The following is a 19973-nucleotide window of genomic DNA, read 5'->3' as shown; positions in this document are numbered from 1 at the left end:
GCCATAACGAGAGACCCCGCCTGAAGGCGGGGTCTCTTGGTTGCGGTGGGTGGAATGGCTCAAGCCGCGCGGCTGCTCTCGGCCAGATCCACCAGCTCGCGGACCGCCACGGCAAACAGCGGGAAGCCGCCCTGTCCGCCGCTGCCTACCTGCTCGAGCAGGCGGCACCAGCGCGCATGCATGGCATCGTGCCGCTCGAGCCACTGCTCGACCCGGGCAGAGGGATCATCGGCTCCCTCCTCCATATGCAGCACACTGACGGTCAACGCCAGCTGCTGGCGGTCGATATCGTCACGGAAGGTCTCGCGGGCCTGGGCCTGCCAGCTGTCCCGCACCTTCAGCTCGGTGATCCGGCGGATCATCCAGGGGAGTTGCAGACGGTTGCCGATTGCATAGAAGATCTCGGCCACCTGCTCGGGTGCCACGTCGGTCTGGCGGGCGGCCTGGATGATGCCAAGCCCGGCATAGAGGCTGCCGGCGGCGGCCACATTGGCCGCCAGGGATTCCGGCACTCCGGCCTCCATCAGCTCGTCTCGACGCGCCTCCCAGGACTCTCGCTCCTCGCCGCTGAGGCGTTCACCGATGCCCTCGCGGATCGCCACCAGGCGCGGCGCGAAGAAGTCGATGCACTGGCGAGTATCGAGGCCGGTACGACTGCGCAGCAACCAGCGCGTCGCGCGACGGATCAGTCGCATCAGGTCGAGCATCATGGCGTACTGCACGCCGCTGGGTACCCGGTTGTCCAGCGCCTCGATCTGCGACCAGGTCTCGTCCAGCCCGAACACTTCTCGCGCGATGACGTAGGCACGGGCGATCTCGGCACGGCCGGCCCCGGTGGAGTCGATCAGCCGACGCACGAAGACGACACCCATGTGGTCGACCAGGTCGTTGGCCAGCTGGGTGGCAACGATCTCGCGCTTGAGGCGGTGCTCGTACATCTCGTCGCGATAGCGCTCCACCAGTACCCGCGGGAAGATGCGCTCGACATAGCGCTCGATGACCGGATCGTCGGGAAGATCGGAGACGATAAGGTCATCCTTGAGCACACTCTTGGCATAGGAGATCAGCATCGCCAGCTCGGGCAGCAGCATGCCCTGCTGATTGGCGGCCCGCTCCTGAAGCTCCTCGTCGGCGGGCAGGAACTCCAGCTCACGATCGAGCTGTCCGGTGGCCTCCAGTTCGCTGATAAAGCGCCGGAAGGGGCCCACGCCCTGCTTCGAAAGCAATTCGGCGAGGTCGAGCGCCTGGGTCTGGCGGTAGTTGCCGAGCAGTACCAGCTCACTGACCTCGCCGGTCATGTCGGCGAGCAGCTGATTGCGCTGCTTCTCGGTCATGTCGCCGCGCTTGACCACCTCATCGATCAGGATCTTGATATTGACCTCGTGGTCGGAGCAGTTGACCCCGCCGGCGTTGTCGATGAAGTCGGTATTGATGCGCACGCCCCGGGCGGCGGCCTCCATGCGACCACGCTGGGTCATGCCGAGGTTACCGCCCTCGCCCACGACTCGGCAGTTGAGCTCACGGCCATCGATCCGCAGGCCATCGTTCGCCTTGTCGCCCACCTGGGCATCGGTCTCGTCACTACCCTTGACGTAGGTGCCGATACCACCGTTCCAGATCAGATCCACCTCGGACTTGAGCATGGCGCTGATCAGCTCGTTGGGGGAGAGCCTCTCCTCACGGATGCCGAACCGTGACTTCATCTGCCTGGAGATGGGGATCGACTTGGCGCTGCGCTTGAAGACCCCGCCCCCCTCGGAGATCAGCGAGGCATCGAAGTCTGCCCAGCTGGAACGCGGCATCTCGAACAGGCGCTTGCGCTCGGCGAAGGTGGCCGCCGCGTCGGGCTCGGGGTCGACGAAGATATGCAGGTGGTTGAAGGCGCCCACCAACCGGATCCTGTCCGACAGCAGCATGCCGTTGCCGAAGACATCGCCGCCCATGTCGCCGATGCCCACCACGCTGAACTCGTCCTCCTGGGTATTCACGCCCAGGCCTCGGAAGTGGCGCTTGACCGACTCCCAGGCCCCTCTGGCGGTGATCCCCATCTTCTTGTGATCGTAGCCATTGGCACCGCCGGAGGCGAAGGCATCCCCCAGCCAGTGGTCATACTCGGCGGAGATCTCGTTGGCGATATCCGAGAAGGTGGCGGTTCCCTTGTCGGCGGCCACCACCATGTAGGCGTCATCGGCGTCATGACGCACTACGTCACGCGGTGGCACGACGTCACCGCCCTTGAGATTGTCGGTCACATCGAGCAGCGCCCGGATAAAGGTCTTGTAGCACTCGACCCCTTCGCGCTGGAAGGCCTCGCGGTCGCCCTCGGGCAGCCGCTTGCAGACAAACCCGCCCTTGGCGCCCACCGGCACGATCACCGAGTTCTTGACCTGCTGGGCCTTGACCAGCCCCAGCACCTCGGTGCGGAAGTCCTCGTGGCGGTCCGACCAGCGCAGTCCGCCCCGCGCCACCTTGCCACCGCGCAGGTGTACCCCCTCGACCCGCGGCGAGCAGACGAAGATTTCGAAGGCGGGACGCGGCTTGGGCATGCCGGTGACCTTCGAGGGCTCAAGCTTGACGGCGATATAGTCCTTGACGCCACCATCCTCGCGTCGCTGATAGTAGTTGGTGCGCAGGGTGGCCAGAATCAGCTCCATGTAACGACGCAGCAGCTGGTCATCATTGAGACTGGCCACATCGTCGAGAAGCCGCTGAATGCGCTCCACGCAGGCCTCCTCTTCGCCCTCGCCGGGACGGTCGGCGGGGTCGAAGCGCAGCTCGAACAGCGTCACCAGCTCGCGGGTGATCTCCGGATAGCTGGCCAGGGTATTGGCCATGTAGTCCTGAGAGACCCCGAAGCGGATCTGCTTGAGGTAGCGGGCATAGGCCCGCAGCATCGCCACCTCACGCCAGTCGAGGTTGGCGCCGATGATCAGGCGGTTGAAGGCGTCGTTATCCGTCTCTCCCGCCCAGATACGCTGAAAGGCCTCACAGAAGGGTTCGCGCATCTCCTGGAGGTTGACCTCGGTGCTGGTGTGATGCTCGAGGTTGAAGTCATGGATCCAGTAGCTGGCATCCCGGGCGCCGATCTCGTAGGGGCGCTCACCGAGCACCCTGAGGCCCAGGTTCTCCATCATCGGCAGCACATCGGAGAGCGGAATCGGGGCGTCGCGATGGAACAGCTTGAGATTGACCCCGCTGCCCTCCTCCTCCACCAGCCGGTAAAGCGACAGCGCCAGTGGCTGTCCCTCGTCGAGCTCACCGATATGGTGCAGATCATAGACGGCGGTACGCGCGCTGAAGTCGTCGCGATAGCTGGCCGGGAAGGCATCGCGGAATCGGCTCATCAGGCGATTGGCCTGCTCCTCGCCGAAACCATCGATACAGGCGTTGTGCAGATCATCACGCCAGTTGCGCGCCAGCTTGGCCAGCTTGGCCTCGAGACGCTTGATCTCGTACTCGACCGGACGATCGCCCTTGAAGCGCAGGATAAACTGGATGCGTGCCAGCACCGACTCGGAGAGATAGGTGTTGAAATCGCCGAAGGTGGCGTCGAGCTCCTCGCACAGCATCTCCTGAATGCGCAGACGCAGCTCGGTGGAGAACACATCCCGAGGGACGAAGATCAGGCAGGAGTAGAAGCGGCCGGGAAGGTCCTCGCGCACGAACAACCGGACGCGACGGCGCTCGCGAATGCTGAGGATCCCCAGCGCCGTCTGCGCCAGCTCCTCGGTATCGATCTGGAAGAGATCGTCGCGGGGGTAGACCTCGAGGATCTGCAACAGCTGCTTGCCGTTGTGCCCCTTGGGGTTGAAGCCGGCGATCTCCATCACCGCCTTGAGCTTGCGACGCAGGATCGGCACGTTGCGCGGCGACTCGTTGTAGACGCTGGCCGTGAACAGCCCCAGGAAGCGATGCTCACCGATCAGGCGCCCCTGCTCGTCATAGCGATCGATGGAGATATAGTCGGGATAGGTGGGACGATGAATCCTGGCGTGGTGGGCGCTCTTGGAGAAGGTCAGCAGCTCCGGCACCAGCACGTAGTGGCCATTCTCGATGCCAAGCTCGGTGCGGATACGCTCCCGGTAGCGTGGCTGGTCGAGACGAAAGACGCCGAGCTCGCTCCCCTTCTCCTTCTCGAAGGTCTCCTTGTCCGCCGTCCCCTTCACCGAGTAGGTGTCATAGCCCAGGAAGGTGAAGTTGTCCTCGAGCATCCACTCCAGAAAGGTGATCGCCTCGGCATGATCGTCCGGATCCGTCTGCGGCGGGCAGCAGGTACGCAGCTCCGACAGCGCCTCCTCGACCTTGGCACGCATCGGATCGAAGTCGGCCACCGCGGTGCGCACATCGACCAGCACCTCCTCGAGGCTGGCCTGCATCTCCTGCAGCTCCTCGCTATCGGAGTGGCGGTCGATCTCGATAACGATCAGCGACTCGCGCTGGGCCGGGGCCGCGCTGTCCTTGGGAGAGGTTACCGACACCAGGCGGTGGCCGCGATCCCGCTCCGTCGCCAGCACGGCATTATGGATGGCGTGCACGGTCATGCCACGGCGATTGAGCTCGATGCGCACCGAGTCGACCAGGAAGGGCATATCCTCGTGCAGCACCGCCACGAAGGTGTGCGGCGACTGCCAGCCATGCTCCTCGAAGTCCGGATTGAAGACCCGTACCTTGGGGTCGGCCGGGTCGAACTGCAGCAGGAAGTGCCACATCGAGAGGGTCGCGCCGTAGATATCATCGAGCCGACGGTCCTCAAGGTCATCCAGCGGAATCGCGGCATAGAAATATTTGGCGAAGGCCCCCACGGCCTCCGCCTTGGCGGCATCCAGCTTGGCGTTCAGGCGCTCATCAAGCTGCTTTAGCAGGTCCTGTCTGGCTTCGTCATTCGCAACGTGCTGCATCCATCACCTCGGCTACCGACGGCCGCTCCTGCGGCCGGGAAGTGTTCGACACGACCCCGGTGGGGCCCTGTCGTCAGCTTACGCGACACCCCGAGTGCGACCTAGTCACTTGATGATCTGCTCATGGAGCATGTCGAAAATGCATTACGCTGAGGTGTCACGAGTTCGTCAGTCGCGTCGCTCGAGCAGCACACCGCACTCGCAGTGGTGGGTCCAGGGAAACTGGTCGAACAGCGCGAAGCGCGTGATGCGATGGGTCTCGGTCAGGCACTCCAGATTGCTCGCCAGTGTCTCCGGATTGCATGAAATATAGACGATACGCGAATAACCGCTCAGCTGGCGGCAGCTGGCATCATCGAGACCGGCGCGAGGCGGATCCACCAGCACGGTGCTGAAGGCATAGTCATCTAGCGCCCACTCGGCGACCCGGCGCCCCCCCTTCTCTCCCTTCAAGGCCGCGGCGAACTCCTCGGCCGACATGCGCCCCACGGTGACGTTGTCGATGCCGTTGGCGGCCAGGTTCTGCCTGGCGCTGGCGACCGAGGTGCGCGAGATCTCAGTGGCCAGCACGCGCCGGAAGTTCTTGGCCAGCGCTACCGTGAAGTTGCCGTTGCCGCAGTAGAGCTCCACCAGGTCTGCAGACTCGCTGCCCCGCGTCACGTCCCGCGCCCAGGCCAGCATCGAGCGGCAGATCTGGGCATTGGGCTGGGTAAAGCTGTTCTCTACCTGCTGATAGACGAACTCACGCCCCTCCACCTCGAGACGCTCCCAGACATGATCACGCTCAAGCACCCAGCGCTGCTTGCGGGCACGACCGATGATCATCACCCCGAGGCGCTCCTGCAGGCTACGCGCCTCGGCCTCCCAGGCGTCGTCCAGCTGGCGATGGTAGATCAGGGTCACCAGCGCCTCGCCGGAGAGGGTGGTGAGGAACTCGACCTGAAACAGCCGGCGGCGCAGCGTGTCGTTGTCGCGAATGGCATCGAGCAGGCGCGGCATGAGGTCGTTGATCTGCCGGCTGGCGACCGGGTAGTCATCCAGGCGGATGACCGTCTTCTTCTTTTTCTTGGGGTCCTCGGTGTCCTCCTCGGACGCTTGAATTTCGAACATGGCGTAGAAGAGGTCATCGCCCTCGTGCCAGATGCGAAACTCGCAGCGCTGACGATAGTGGCTCGGCGGCGAAGGGTAGACCTCGAGTGCCGGCGGCGCGAAGCGGGAAAAGTCTCGGACGATACGCTCGCGCTTCGCTTCGAGCTGCTGGTCGTAGCGGTCGGGGTCGACGACAGGAATGGCCACGAAGCCTCCAGATAAGTAGGAATGTAAATGAGTGAAAGGGATAGACGTTTTGGGCGTGGATGATCAGCCCAGCGCGAGCGGCCGCGGGCCGCTGAAACCGAAGCGCGACAGGACCCCGGCCAGCGGCGCATCGGGGGCACTGGCAAAGCTCTGCCCCGGGCCAGCCCCGAGTGCCACGCCCGATGCCACCTGGGCGGTGCGCCGCGCGATGGCATCGCTGGAGTCGACCCAGGTCACCGCACGCGGTGCGGCGGCCGACAGGAGATCGCGCAGCAGTGGGAAGTGGGTGCAGCCCAGCACCACGGTATCGAGCTCGGGCTCCTCCCACAGGGGGGCCAGGGCCGAGGCGATCACTGCGCTGTCGGGCAACTCTCCGGCCAGGCGCCGCTCCGCCTCGCGCACCAGGGGGTCGGCCGCGACTCGCCTGACGCGACAGTCAGCGGCGAAGGTTTCGATCAGGCGTAGTGTATAGGGGCGCGCTACCGTGGCACTGGTCGCCAACAGCCCGATATGGCGACTTCGGCTGCTCATGGCTGCCGGCTTGATGGCCGGTACCGTACCCACCACCGGCACCCTCAGGCGTTCGCGCAGGGCATCCAGCGCCAGGGTGCTGGCGGTATTGCAGGCCACCACCAGCGCCGCACAGCGACTGGCCGCCACGGCCGCCTCGCACACCGTCAGGATACGCTCCACGAGCCAGGCATCCTGACGGCGCCCATAAGGCAGCATGGCGTTGTCACAGGCGTAGGCCAGGGCCGCGTGGGGCAACCGCGCACGCAACGCGGCCACGACCGAGAGTCCGCCCACGCCAGAGTCGAACACCAGGATCGGTCCCGCCATCACCCGTCCCCCCGTGGCCCGGGAGGGAAACAACAGGAGCGAAGTAATGGCGGGAATATCAGGAACAGGCTGGGCATGGCAAGGGTGTGGCCGCTGAAATGCCGGCCATTCTACCTCACATCTACCTCACAGCGGGGATGAGCCGAAGCACCGGCCTATCAAGGGCCGGCCTATCGAGGGGAAGTCCAGATTCAGGTCACCGGCTCGGGAGCATCGCGCAGCTCGGCATACAGCTCGGGATAGGCCTCCTCCAGGCGCTTGACCTGTGCCTGGGCGCCTTCGGGCAGCGCCGCCGCCAGGGCCTCGAGGTCCGCATCATCGAAGTTCTCCCGAATCAGCGGGAACAGCAGCTCGCGCTCATCTCTCAGATAGGCACGGTGGCTCTTCAGGTAGGCATTGAGATCCTCGGCGAAGTGCTCCATGGGCACCACGGCATCCATCAGGATCATGTCGATATCGTTGGAAAGTCGCTTGAGCCGCGATTGCAGCGCCCGGTAGTCCCGAGCCAGGCGCTCGGTGACCTCGACACTGGAAGGAACCAGCTCCATGAGTCGCTCGGTACAGACCTTTTCGAGAGGCTGGGTGAAGCCCTCCTGGTAATCGAGGATATAGTCTACGACCTCGCGCACCAGCTGGAAGTTGGGACGCTCGCCGGCAGCCAGGGTCTTCTGCTTGAGCTGCAGAACGTGCAACATGCGCGCCATATTGGCATGATCCTGACGCAACTGGGGCAGCATTGGCATGTCGGGCCCTCCTGAAGGAAGCATGGGAGAAGGCACTCTCCCTTGGATACGCCATTCGGGACTGAGTTCATCTCGAGGCCCCCACGGCGCTCACAACGCAACCCCACTCTAGCAGGAGTGACGCCGACCTGCCCCCTCCCCATCAACGCAAGGAGACGCCATGGACCTCTTCGCAAGCGACCGCGACGACGACGCCCCCCTCGCCTGGCGCATGCGCCCGCGCGGCCTCGCCGACTATGTAGGCCAGCAGGCCCTGGTGGGCCCCGGCAAGCCACTGCGACGCATGGCCGAGAGTGGCCTTGTGCGCTCGATGATCCTGTGGGGGCCGCCAGGCACCGGCAAGACCACCCTGGCGGAGATCCTGGCCGTCGAGTCGGGTGCCGATCTGGAGCACCTCTCCGCGGTGATGGCTGGCGTCAAGGAGATCCGGGCCGTAGTGGAGCGCGCCCAGGCTCGCCAGGCACAGGGGCTGGCGACCCTGCTGTTCCTCGACGAGATCCACCGTCTCAACAAGAGCCAGCAGGATGCACTGCTGCCTCACGTGGAGTCGGGACTGCTGACGCTGATCGGCGCCACGACGGAAAACCCCTCCTTCGAGGTCAACTCGGCCCTGCTCTCCCGGGCCCGGGTACACGTCCTGACGTCACTCTCCGAAGAGGAGCTGGTGGAGGTGCTGCAGCGCGCCCTGGACGACGAGGAGAGGGGCCTGGGAGCACGCCGAATCCGGCCCGAGCCCGATGTACTCAGGGTGCTGGCCCGCTCCGCCGCGGGCGACGCTCGCCGCGCCCTGGGGCTGCTGGAGAGCGCCTGCGACTTTACCGAGCCCGGCCCGGAGGGCAGCGAGATACTTCGCCGGGAAGCACTGGAAGCGGTGCTGGGGCACCAGGCAAGCGCCTTCGACAAGCAGGGCGATCACTTCTACGACCTGCTGTCGGCGATCCACAAGTCGGTGCGCTCCTCACGTCCGGACGCCGCCCTGCTCTACATGGCACGCTTTATCCAGGGGGGCGGCGACCCCCTTGATGTGGTCCGCCGGCTGACCGCCATCGCCTCCGAGGATGTGGGAAACGCCGACCCCCGCGCCCTGCCGCTGGTCATGGCCGCCTGGGACGCCTATCTGCGCCTGGGGGATTACGAGGGGCAGCGGGCCATTGCCCATGCCGCCATCCACCTCGCCGTGGCCCCCAAGAGCAACGCCATCGACCGGGCCTGGCATCAGGCCAAGGCCTTTGCCGCCAGCCAGCCCCGGCTCGAGGTGCCGAGTTATCTGCGCAACGCCCCCACCAAGCTGATGGAGTCCCTGGGTCATGGACAGGGCTACCGCTATGCCCACCACGAACCCCACGGCTATCCCGCCGGCAGCAGTCACGACTGCTGGCCGGATGCGACGCCTCGCGAACACTTCTATCGGCCCACCGAGTACGGTCAGGAGAAGCGCTATGCGCAGATCATGGCCTGGCGGGAGCAGCTCGATGCCGAGGTGGACGAAGACGATACTTAGCCGCCAAGCAGAATAACCTGGCCCAAAACAGCGCCCCGCCGGACCTGAGATCCGACGGGGCGCTTATCCAGAGCCTGCATAATGGTCATCCGCTACCGGACAACTTGGCGGCGTGGCGCTTTCAACTCGGCGCTTTACTGGGTGTCACGAATCACATCGGTGCCGTCGGGAATCTCGAAGGCGAAGCGGCCATCATCGATGCTCTGATTCATGCGCACATCACGAAAGGCAATGGCGGTGCGCTGCCCCGTGCTGTCGGTCATCTCCAGGCCGACAAGACGCTCGCCGCGGAAGGTCATCTCCAGCTCCTCGAACAGGGTATCGGGATCCCTGGGCAGCAGGGTGAAACGCTCTGCGCTGCCCTGCTGGCTCCGCGTGACGTTGAAGCTCTCGACCAGCTCATCGGCGCTACCGGAGAGCAGCAGCGCCGGGGTGTGGGTCACACGCTGGTCGAGTGCCTGCACGGTGGCCTGCTCCAGGTCGGGATCATAGAGCACCACGTCGTCCCCATCGGAGACCACCAGCTGCTGGTAAGGAGCGTCCACCTCCCAGCGAAACCTGCCGGGTCGCGACAGCCACATGCTTCCGCGCGCCTCCTGGAGCCGTTCACCACCGGCGTCGAGTATCTGTTGCTCGAAGGTGGCCGCATAGGTCTGCATCGGCTCCAGTATACGACTGAGACGCTCGGCGTCTTCGCTGGCCAGCGCCGATAGCGGTATGGCGAGACCAACGACGAGGGTGGCGAGGCTCTTCTTGACGGTCATGGGCATCTCCCTGAACGGTGCCGGTGAATTCCTGTCATTGAGACCGCAGGCATGCCGCCGGGTTGCCTCCCCGGCGGCGCCTTCACGGTAGCTGCATGGTGTCATACCAGCGTCTCCATATGCAGACACTGATTAATCACCCGCCGGCGGCGGCGCCAGCACCTCTCGGGCACCATTGGTCCCCATGGTGGAGACCACACCGGCCATCTCCATCGCCTCCACCAGTCGAGCGGCACGGTTATAGCCGATCTTGAAGCGACGCTGCACCGCCGAGATGGAGGCGCGCCGTGAATCGGTGACGAAGGCCACCGCCTCGTCGTAGAGCGCATCCTGCTCGGCGTCGTCACCGTCGCCGCCTTCGGACTCAAGGCCGGCCAGGGCGTCGGCGGAGACGCCACCGGAGAGGATCTCTTCGATATACACGGGCTCGCCGCGACGCTTCCAGTCCTCCACCACCCGGTGGACCTCATCGTCATCGACGAAGGCGCCGTGGACACGGGATGGCATGCCCGAGCCCGCCGGCAGATAGAGCATATCGCCATGGCCCAGCAGGTTCTCGGCGCCCCCCTGGTCGAGGATGGTACGCGAATCGACCCGCGAGGAGACCTGGAAGGCCATGCGCGTCGGCACGTTGGCCTTGATCAGGCCGGTGACCACATCCACCGAGGGGCGCTGGGTGGCGAGTATCAGGTGAATGCCGGCGGCGCGCGCCTTCTGGGCCAGCCGTGCGATCAGCTCCTCGACCTTCTTGCCGACAATCATGAACATGTCGGCAAACTCGTCGATCACCACCACGATATAGGGCAGTTTCTCGAGTACCGGTGGACTCTCGTGCATCTCCCAGGGCTGAGGCTCCCACAGCGGGTCCGCCACCTGGGCACCGGCCCGCTCCGCCTCGTCGAGCTTGGCATTGAAGCCAGCGATATTGCGCACCCCCATGGAGGCCATCAGCTTGTAGCGTCGCTCCATCTCGGCCACGCACCAGCGCAGGGCGTTGGCGGCCTCCTTCATGTCGGTGACCACCGGGGCGAGCAGATGGGGAATGCCATCATAGACCGAGAGCTCGAGCATCTTGGGGTCGACCATGATCAGGCGCAGCTCCTCGGGCGTCGCCTTGAGCAGCATGGAGATCAACATGGCGTTGACGCCCACCGACTTGCCCGAGCCGGTGGTACCGGCCACCAGCAGATGGGGCATCTTGCCCAGGTTGGCCACCACCGGACCGCCGCCGATATCCTGCCCCAGGGCCAGGGTCAACGCCGAGTCGGCCTGCTGGTAACGATCGGAGTCGATCACCTCGCGCAGGCGAATCATCGCTCGATTGGGGTTGGGGATCTCGATGCCGACGGTAGGCCGCCCGGGGATCACCTCCACCACGCGCACGCTCTTGACCATCAGCGAGCGCGCCAGGTCCTTGGCCAGATTGCTGATCTTGGAAACCTTGACTCCGGCGGCCGGCTTGATCTCGAAGCGCGTGATTACCGGCCCCGGCCAGGTTTCCACCACCTCGGCCTTGACCCCGTACTCGCGAAGCCTCACCTCGAGGAGTTCGGCCATTTCCTCCAGCTGCTCGACGGTATAGTTCTGCTTCTGGGGCTCCGGGGGGGTCAGCAGGCGCAGGCTGGGCAGATCACCATCGGGCTCGGGCAGGTCATCCAGCACCGGGCGCTGGCTCTGCAGGTGCTCCACGGTCCACAGCCGCATGCCCTCCTCCTCGGCGGCATCCCTGGCCTGCTCCGCGGTGGCTACCCGTGGCGCTTCCGGCTCACCATCGCCGCTCGCCGGCTCTGGCTCGGGTGGCTGTGCTGCCTGGCGCGGACCCGCTGCACCCCGGGACACAGCCGACATCTCGGTCATCTGCGAGACAGCGGCACCCTCACTCGCCACAGGCGCCCTGGCGTCCTCGCGCTCTCCAGGCTCTTCGGCTACCGCCGGCTCGTCCCAGGTCAGTCTCGGCTCATCATCCTCCGTGCCGTCGCCATCGAAATGACCACCGCTCAGCACCGGCTCGCGCCGCTGATGGCTCTCTAGCACGGGCCGGTGTGGCGTGCCCGCCGGTCGACTGTTTTCCGGGCCATGAACCTTCTGACCATGGCCTTTCGGATCATGGCTTTCCGGCCCCATTCCTGTCGACCCTTCGGTTGCCGGAGCCGACTCGCCAGGCGTCGTGTCATCGGTGCGACTGGCCCTCAGGGCCGGCCCCTGCCAGGCCCTTGCCGGCTCCCCGTCCTCGGGCAACATGGGCTCGGGCACGCTCTCCGGCACGCCTTTCGGCTCACTTCTGGCGTCTGTTTTCGGCACGCTTCTCGCCACACTCGCCGCCTCGGAAGCGGTGAACGAATGGGGTTCAGGAGAAGAGGGCCGGGATTTCAGGGGCTCAGATGAAGAGGGCCCTGATGAAGAAGGCTCAGGCGAAGGGGCCTCGGATGCAGGGCTCACGGGGGCGCGTGACCTCGCGGGCGTGGCGATCTGTGCCGTATAGGCGGCGCCGGGCTGCTTGGCCGATGGTGTCCGCTCGGGCACCTCCCAGGGAATGTCGGTGCCGCCATCATCACCCAAGCCGGGCTCACGACGCGAGGTGGCGGCGACGGCCGGACCGGCTCGACCACCAGGCGACAGCGGCAGCAAGCGGCGCCACCAGCGCGTTCGCTCGGCGTTGCCATCCGCCACCTCAGGACTGGCATCGGATGCCGAAGCGGCCGTGTCCTTCGCCGCGACCTCCTTCTCGGGCTTGCCTGGCGAAGAGGAGCCCTGGCGGGTAAAGGCAAACCGCTCTGCCAGCCAGGCCCACAGGCGCAGGGTCCCACGCCCCAGCTCATCCATCACGCTGAACCAGGAGAGCCCAGTGAACAGTGGAAAGCCGCAGAGCAGCGCCACCAGTGCCAGCAGGCCACTGCCCCCGACACCCACCATGGGCAGCAACGCACCCACCAGCCCTTCGCCGAGGATCCCCCCCGTGGAGTAGGGCAAGGGACCTTCCGGGCGATAGAAATGCAGAGCGCCCAGGGTGGTCGTTCCCAGCAGCAGCAGGATCAATCCACCGCCGCGAACCGCCAGCGCGGTGGCATCCCAGACGAGCTGTGCCTGCCGGGAGCGCAGCAGGCGCCAGGCGGCGAGACCGAGCATGCCGGGCCACCACAGGGCGCTGACGCCGAACAGGGAGTAGAGCACGTCGGACAACCAGGCACCCACCGGCCCCATCCAGTTCACGACGCCCTCCTCGGGCCCGCTGCGTGACCAGCCGGGATCACTGCCCTCATAGCTGAACAGCGCCAGCAGCAGGAACACGCAGACCGCCAGCAACACGATCACCACGCCCTCACGCGCCACCCCCTGCAGCTTCACCCCGAAACGCTTCGCCGATTCTCTGGCATTGGTCGCGCGGTCCACCCGCGACGCTGTCTGCTTCTCGACACTCAACGAATCATCCCCCTTGCGCCACGCCTGGCGCCGTGCGAATGCGTGGCACCAATCATACCGAGCGAAGGCGCCGCATCACAGTGGGCTCAACTCGCGAGGTGCCGGCTTGAGCGGTGCCGGCGTGAGCGGCACACTGCCCACTCGATCACAAGGATGCCGACCCCATGCTGCCCTGGTTGCCCCCCTCTCCCGTCCACTTCCCCCCCGTGAGCGAGGCGCTGGACGATCCCGACGGCCTGCTGGCAGCCGGCGGCAGCCTCGCTCCCGAGTGGCTGCTGTGCGCCTATCGACACGGCATCTTTCCCTGGTATAGCGACGATCAGCCTATCCTCTGGTGGAGCCCGGACCCGCGCATGGTGCTGTTTCCGGACGAGATCCGGGTATCTCGCAGCCTGGCCAAGCGGGTACGCAATGCCGGCTTCACGGTGACCGCCAACCACGCCTTCGACGCCGTGATCGAGGCCTGTGCAGCCCCTCGAGATGGGCTGCCAGGCACCTGGATCGACGACGAGATGCGTGCCGCCTATGCCCGCCTGCACGCCATCGGCGCGGCTCATTCGGTGGAAGTGTGGCGCGACCACAGCCTGGTCGGCGGACTCTATGGTGTCGGCCTGGGGCCGGTGTTCTTCGGCGAATCGATGTTCTCGCGAACGGCCGACGCCTCCAAGGTCGCCCTGGTGAAGCTGGCCAACGCGATGTCCGCGGGCGGCGGTCGACTGATCGACTGCCAGATGCATACTCGCCACCTGGCCAGACTGGGTGCCCGTGAGATCGCTCGGGCAACATTCATCGGCTATCTTGAAGAGTGGCTGGGCAGTCCCGACAGCGATGTTGCCTCGCCAGATCACTGGATGCCCGCCTGCTGGTCCTTCGCCGCACTCGACGGGCCTGCCAGCGATTCCGACTGACCGCCCAGCGCCTGGGAGAGCCGCCGTGAGCAGCAACACCCCTCAACAACCGACCCGGGACCTGCGTTTCTTCCTTACCGTGCCCCATGCCTGCAGCTATCTGGAGGGGCGCGAGGCAACCACGCTGTTTCTGGACCCACAGGAGTCCCCCGGCCAGGGCGTATACGACGCACTGGCACTGCTCGGCTTCCGGCGCAGCGGGCGCCACCTCTATCGCCCCCATTGCGAGGGCTGCAGCGCCTGCATCTCGGTCCGCATTCCGGTGGAGGAATTCGCGCCCAACCGAACCCAGCGGCGGCTGATGCGGCGCAATGATGACCTGAGCCTCCACCTGCGACCGGCCATCTACGACCCCGAGCACTATGCCCTCTACGCCGACTACATCCGCACGCGTCATGCCGATGGCGACATGTTTCCGCCGAGCCACGAGCAGTATCGCACCTTCCTGACCCTCGACCAGCCCTATGCCAGACTGCTGGAGTTCCGCCTGGCGGGGCGGCTGATAGCAGTAGCGGCCTTCGACCAGCTCGAGCATGGCCTCTCGGCGATCTATACCTTCTTCGACCCCGCCCCCGAGCTGGAGCGGCGCTCCCTGGGGACCCATGCGGTCCTGTGCCTTGTCGAACTGGCCCGACGTCGTGAACTCCCCCACCTCTACCTGGGTTACTGGATTCGCGAGTGCCGCAAGATGGCCTACAAGCAAACCTTCCAGCCGCTGGAACGCCTGGAGGGGCGTCGCTGGCAGCGGCTGATCCCCAGCTGAGGGTTAACGACCCTTTCTTTGCCTTGCCGGCCGGCATGCGGCACAATATCGCGCTATTCTTTTCCCATGGCCCCTCCGGGGCACTGGGACATGATCCACCAACAGCGAGGAATCGCCTATATGGCACGTGAAGACCATATCGAGATGGAAGGCGTGATCGTCGATACCCTTCCCAACACCACCTTCCGCGTCGAGCTCGAGAACGGGCATGTGGTCACCGCTCATATCTCCGGCAAGATGCGCAAGAACTACATCCGCATCCTCACCGGCGACAAGGTCAAGGTCGAGCTGACTCCCTATGACCTGACCAAGGGTCGCATCGTCTACCGCTCCCGCTGATACCGGCGGTCGAGCGACTCGACCTCCCCTGCCGCCGACATGACAACGCCCCGTCTCTCGACAGGGCGCTGCGTTGTGGACGAACGGCGGGCTGTAGCCCGCCTGTCTATCCTGCCTATGGCGCGTCGGCCATTTCCGACTCGGTATCGAGGTGCAACTCCCCCTGCTCCACGCTGACGTGGACCAGCCCACCGTGCTCGGACAGCTCACCAAACAGGATCATCTCCGCCAGTGGCTTCTTGAGCCTCTCCTGGATCAGGCGTGCCATGGGACGAGCCCCCATATCCGGGTCGTAGCCCCGCTCCGCCAGCCACACCCGTGCCTCCTCGTCCACATCGAGCTGGACACGCTTCTCGTCCAGCTGGGCCTGAAGTTCCACCAGGAACTTGTCGACCACACTGCGCACCACTGAGGTGGGCAGGGCGTGGAACTGGATGATGCCATCCAGACGGTTGCGGAACTCCGGCGAGAAGGTCTTGCGGATCACCTCCATGGCGTCGGTCGAGTGATCCTGGGTCTGGAAGCCGATGGAGCGCCGGGTAGCCTGCTCGACCCCGGCGTTGGAGGTCATGATCAGGATAACGTGACGGAAATCCGCCTCGCGGCCGTTGTTGTCGGTCAGCCGACCATGGTCCATCACCTGGAGCAGAAGGTTGAAGACCTCGGGGTGCGCCTTCTCGATCTCATCGAGCAGCAGCACGCAGTGCGGCTGCTTGGTGATCGCCTCGGTCAGCAAGCCACCCTGGTCGTAACCGACATAGCCCGGCGGGGCGCCGATCAGCCGTGACACGGTGTGGCGCTCCATGTACTCCGACATGTCGAAACGCACCAGCTCGATCCCCATGATATGCGAGAGCTGGCGAGCGACCTCGGTCTTGCCCACGCCGGTGGGCCCGGCGAACAGGAAGCTGCCTACCGGCTTGTCGGGCGACTTGAGACCCGCCCGCGACAGCTTGATCGCCGCGGCGAGGCTGTCGATCGCCTCATCCTGGCCGAACACCAGCATCTTCAGGTCACGATCGATATTGGCCAGCAGCTTGCGGTCGGAACTGGAGACACTCTTCGGCGGAATCCGCGCAATGGAGGCCACCACCGCCTCGATCTGATCGGTATCGATGCAGTCGACACTCACCTCCTGGGGCAGCAGGCGCTGATGAGCCCCCGCCTCGTCGATCACGTCGATGGCCTTGTCGGGCAGATGGCGGTCATTGATATAGCGATCCGCCAGCCGCGCGGCACTCTCCAGGGCACCATCGGTATACTTGAGCTGGTGATGCTCCTCGAAGCGCGAACGCAGCCCCTTGAGGATGCGGATGGTGTCCTCCACCGAGGGCGCCGGCACATCCACCTTCTGGAAGCGGCGGGCCAGGGCACGATCCTTCTCGAAGATGCCACGGTACTCCTGGAAGGTGGTGGAGCCGATGCATCGCAGTTCACCGGAGGAGAGCATCGGCTTGAGCAGGTTGGAGGCATCCATCACCCCGCCCGAGGCGGCACCGGCACCGATCACGGTGTGAATCTCGTCGATGAAGAGAACGGCGTTGGGCTGCTTGCGCAGCTCGGCGAGCAGTGCCTTGAGGCGCTTCTCGAAATCGCCGCGATACTTGGTGCCAGCCAGCAGCGCTCCCATGTCCAGGGAGTAGACCACGGCGTCACCGATCACCTCGGGCACGTCCTCCTCGACGATTCGCTTGGCCAGCCCCTCGGCGATGGCGGTCTTGCCTACCCCCGCCTCCCCCACCAGCAGCGGGTTGTTCTTGCGACGCCGAGCAAGGATCTGGACCACCCTCTCCAGCTCGTGCTCGCGACCGATCAGCGGGTCGATCTTGCCCATTCGGGCCTGTTCATTGAGGTTGGTGGCATAGTCGGTCAATGGGTTGGAAGCGGACTCGCCACCCTCCTCGGCCTCCTCGGACTCCGGCGAGGAAGACGACGGGGTCTGGTCATGGCCGGACACCTTCGAGATGCCGTGAGCGATATAATTGACGGCGTCGACACGCGCCACATTCTGCTGCTTGAGGAAGTAGACCGCCTGGCTCTCCTGCTCGGAAAAGATCGCCACCAGCACGTTGGCGCCGGTCACCTCGCTCTTGCCGGAGGATTGCACGTGGAACACCGCCCGCTGCAGCACGCGCTGGAAGCCCAGCGTCGGCTGGGTCTCACGGTCGGCATGATCCTCGGGAATCAGTGGCGTCGTGGAGTTGATAAAGTCCTGCAGGTCGGACCGCAGCTTGTCGAGATTGGCCCCGCAGGCGCGCAGCACGTCGGCCGCCGAGGCGTTGTCGAGCAGCGCCAGCAGCAGGTGCTCCACGGTCATGAACTCGTGGCGCTTCGAGCGCGCCACGGTGAAGGCCGTGTTCAGGGTCAGTTCAAGTTCTTTGCTCAGCATGGCAGTCCCCTTCTTGCCGCCCAGGGCATTGCGTCGGATCTTTGTCGGTCCGGCATCATCAACATCGGGCACAATCGCCACCGTTGCAAGCTTGCTCACCAACGGCAGGCGGTATCACACCCGTCGCAACCATGTCCGGGGTGGTCAGTCCGCCGCTTCTATATCCGACAGCAGCGGATGCTGACACTCTCTAGCATATTGATTGACTTGATGACTTTTGGTTTCGGCAATATCGCGTGTAAAGATGCCGCAGGTGGCCTTGCCCTGAGTATGGACCGTCAGCATCACCTGCACTGCGCTCTCACTATCCAGATGGAAGAACGACTGCAGTACCTCCACCACGAACTCCATGGGGGTGAAATCATCGTTGTGCAACACCACCTTGTACATCGGCGGTGTCGCCAGTTGCGGATCGGCGGTCTGCACCGCCAGATCGCCACCCTCGTCGGTACCCGGCGGCCGGGTCATGCCGCCGTGCACTCCTACTGCCAACATCTGCGCAAACATAGGGGGCATCATTTGTCTCGACTGTGCCGGACCTGACAGGACGTCCTGACGATTGGACGTCGCCGCGCCGGCGGGGTTCATCGGCCTCCTGGAGCCGTCAGGCACAACGCAAAGCCCCCGCCCACCAGGCGGCGGACGGGGGCCAGCCTTGCAGGGTCGCCTTACATGTTATCGGCGACCGCCTGACCGAACTCGGAGCACTTGAGAAGCTTGGCATCATCCATCAGACGATGGAAATCATAGGTCACCTCACCTCTGGCGATCGCCTTCTCCATGCCCTTGAGCACCAGGTCGGCGGCCTCGACCCAGCCCATATGCCGCAACATCATCTCCGCGGAGAGGATCAGCGATCCGGGGTTGACCTTGTCCAGGCCGGCATACTTCGGCGCGGTGCCGTGGGTCGCCTCGAACATGGCAGTGGTGTCGGAGATGTTGGCGCCCGGCGCGATGCCGATACCGCCCACCTCCGCCGCCAGGGCGTCGGAGAGGTAGTCGCCGTTGAGGTTAAGGGTCGCGATCACATCGTACTCGGCAGGGCGCAGCAGGATCTGCTGCAGCATGGCATCGGCGATCACGTCCTTGATGACGATATCCCTGCCGGTCTTCGGGTTCTTCATGGTCATCCAGGGGCCGCCGTCGAGCAGCTCGGCGCCGAACTCCTCCCTGGCCAGCTCATACCCCCAGTCCTTGAAGGAGCCCTCGGTGAATTTCATGATATTGCCCTTGTGCACCAGCGTCAGTGACTCGCGATCATTGTCGATGGTGTACTGCAGGGCCTGACGCACCAGACGCTTGGTGCCTTCGACAGAGACCGGCTTGACCCCGATGCCGCACTCCTCCGGGAAACGGATATTGGTGACCCCCATCTCCTCACGCAGGAACCTGATCACCTTGTCGGCCTCGGGCGACCCGGCCTTCCACTCGATGCCGGCGTAGATGTCCTCGGAATTCTCGCGGAAGATGACCATGTCGACATCGCCCGGCTTCTTCACCGGGCTCGGCACCCCTTCGAACCAGCGAACCGGTCGCTGACAGACGTAGAGGTCGAGCTTCTGGCGCAGCGCCACGTTCAACGAGCGGATACCGCCCCCCACTGGAGTCGTCAGCGGCCCCTTGATGGAGACGATATACTCCTTGACGGCTTCCAGCGTCTCTTCCGGCAGCCAGGTATCGGCATCATAGACACGGGTGGCCTTCTCGCCGGCATAGACCTCCATCCAGTGAATCTTGCGTTCACCGCTGTAGGCCTTCTGCACGGCGGCATCGATGGCGATCATCATCGCCGGCGTGACGTCGGCGCCGATGCCGTCACCCTCGATGTACGGGATGATCGGCTCGTTCGGTACATTCAGGCTGTTGTCGGCATTGGCGGTGATCTTCTGGCCACCGTCAGGCAAGACAATCTTCTGAAACTCCATGAGAACTCCCCGCTTGGTCGGTTCAGTGGAGAGCGCAGTATAGCATCGAGCCTCCCGGAAGGCGTATAGGGCCTGTGCGGTCAGCCCCCCCTCCCCGGGAGTTGACGAAGCACGGCCTGGGGCCTGCCAGGACACTTGTCGACAATCATGATAGAGTACCGGCCTCACTGGAGGGCGCCCTGTAATG

13 protein-coding genes are annotated in these 19973 nt (G+C 64.9%); 4 read left to right on the top strand and 9 right to left on the bottom strand.

The annotated features are described in order from the left end of the window. Positions 1-59: 59 nt before the first annotated feature. The 4 genes from RM463_RS04900 to RM463_RS04885 all read right to left on the bottom strand — a co-directional run bounded on the left by RM463_RS04900 (position 60) and on the right by RM463_RS04885 (position 7771). Positions 60-4898 (bottom strand): NAD-glutamate dehydrogenase, encoded by a 4839-nt coding sequence (locus tag RM463_RS04900; RefSeq protein ID WP_311429215.1) that lies wholly within the window; start codon positions 4896-4898, stop codon positions 60-62. A gap of 168 nt (positions 4899-5066) precedes the next feature. Continuing rightward, positions 5067-6194 (bottom strand): tRNA (uridine(54)-C5)-methyltransferase TrmA, encoded by a 1128-nt coding sequence (trmA, locus tag RM463_RS04895; RefSeq protein WP_311429214.1) that lies wholly within the window; start codon positions 6192-6194, stop codon positions 5067-5069. 63 nt (positions 6195-6257) lie between these two features. Beyond that, positions 6258-7034, bottom strand: coding sequence for a glutamate racemase (gene murI, locus RM463_RS04890; protein ID WP_311429213.1), 777 nt, complete (start codon positions 7032-7034; stop codon positions 6258-6260). Positions 7035-7225: 191 nt separating this feature from the next. Then, positions 7226-7771, bottom strand: coding sequence for a hemerythrin domain-containing protein (locus tag RM463_RS04885; protein WP_195689711.1), 546 nt, complete (start codon positions 7769-7771; stop codon positions 7226-7228). Positions 7772-7937: 166 nt separating this feature from the next. On the opposite strand from RM463_RS04885, the gene RM463_RS04880 reads away from it, so the two are divergent. Further along, complete coding sequence (locus tag RM463_RS04880; RefSeq protein WP_311429212.1) at positions 7938-9278, top strand: replication-associated recombination protein A; 1341 nt, start codon at positions 7938-7940, stop codon at positions 9276-9278. A 134-nt stretch (positions 9279-9412) separates the two neighbouring features. On the opposite strand, the gene lolA is transcribed toward RM463_RS04880, so the two are convergent. Further along, a complete protein-coding gene (lolA, locus tag RM463_RS04875) occupies positions 9413-10042 on the bottom strand; it encodes an outer membrane lipoprotein chaperone LolA (protein WP_311429211.1) in 630 nt (209 codons plus the stop codon). 132 nt (positions 10043-10174) lie between these two features. Further along, the gene (locus tag RM463_RS04870; protein WP_311429210.1) at positions 10175-13462 is read right to left on the bottom strand and encodes a DNA translocase FtsK 4TM domain-containing protein; all 3288 of its coding nucleotides are present in this window, start codon (positions 13460-13462) and stop codon (positions 10175-10177) included. 164 nt (positions 13463-13626) lie between these two features. On the opposite strand from RM463_RS04870, the gene aat reads away from it, so the two are divergent. The 3 genes from aat (at position 13627) to infA (ending at position 15472) form a co-directional block, all read left to right on the top strand. Further along, positions 13627-14370: a leucyl/phenylalanyl-tRNA--protein transferase gene (gene aat / locus RM463_RS04865; RefSeq protein ID WP_311429209.1), complete on the top strand. Its 744-nt coding sequence runs from the start codon at positions 13627-13629 to the stop codon at positions 14368-14370. A 25-nt stretch (positions 14371-14395) separates the two neighbouring features. Then, entirely contained in the window at positions 14396-15133 is a 738-nt protein-coding gene (locus tag RM463_RS04860; protein ID WP_195687932.1) for an arginyltransferase, read from the top strand. A gap of 120 nt (positions 15134-15253) precedes the next feature. Beyond that, complete coding sequence (infA, locus tag RM463_RS04855; RefSeq protein ID WP_027961652.1) at positions 15254-15472, top strand: translation initiation factor IF-1; 219 nt, start codon at positions 15254-15256, stop codon at positions 15470-15472. A 115-nt stretch (positions 15473-15587) separates the two neighbouring features. On the opposite strand, the gene clpA is transcribed toward infA, so the two are convergent. From clpA to icd, 3 genes are all read right to left on the bottom strand, one after another. After that, on the bottom strand, positions 15588-17861 hold the full coding sequence (clpA, locus tag RM463_RS04850; RefSeq protein ID WP_311429208.1) for an ATP-dependent Clp protease ATP-binding subunit ClpA: 2274 nt from the start codon (positions 17859-17861) through the stop codon (positions 15588-15590). 144 nt (positions 17862-18005) lie between these two features. Continuing rightward, positions 18006-18356, bottom strand: coding sequence for an ATP-dependent Clp protease adapter ClpS (clpS, locus tag RM463_RS04845; protein ID WP_195687939.1), 351 nt, complete (start codon positions 18354-18356; stop codon positions 18006-18008). A 173-nt stretch (positions 18357-18529) separates the two neighbouring features. Next, positions 18530-19786 carry an NADP-dependent isocitrate dehydrogenase gene (icd, locus tag RM463_RS04840; protein ID WP_311429207.1) on the bottom strand — a complete coding sequence of 419 codons (1257 nt, stop codon included), beginning with the start codon at positions 19784-19786 and terminating at the stop codon, positions 18530-18532. Positions 19787-19973: the final 187 nt, after the last annotated feature.

Source organism: Halomonas sp. LES1 (assembly GCF_031846005.1).
Lineage (GTDB): Bacteria > Pseudomonadota > Gammaproteobacteria > Pseudomonadales > Halomonadaceae > Halomonas.
Note: the sequence above shows the minus strand (reverse complement) of the source record. Positions and strands in the feature narration are given on the sequence as shown.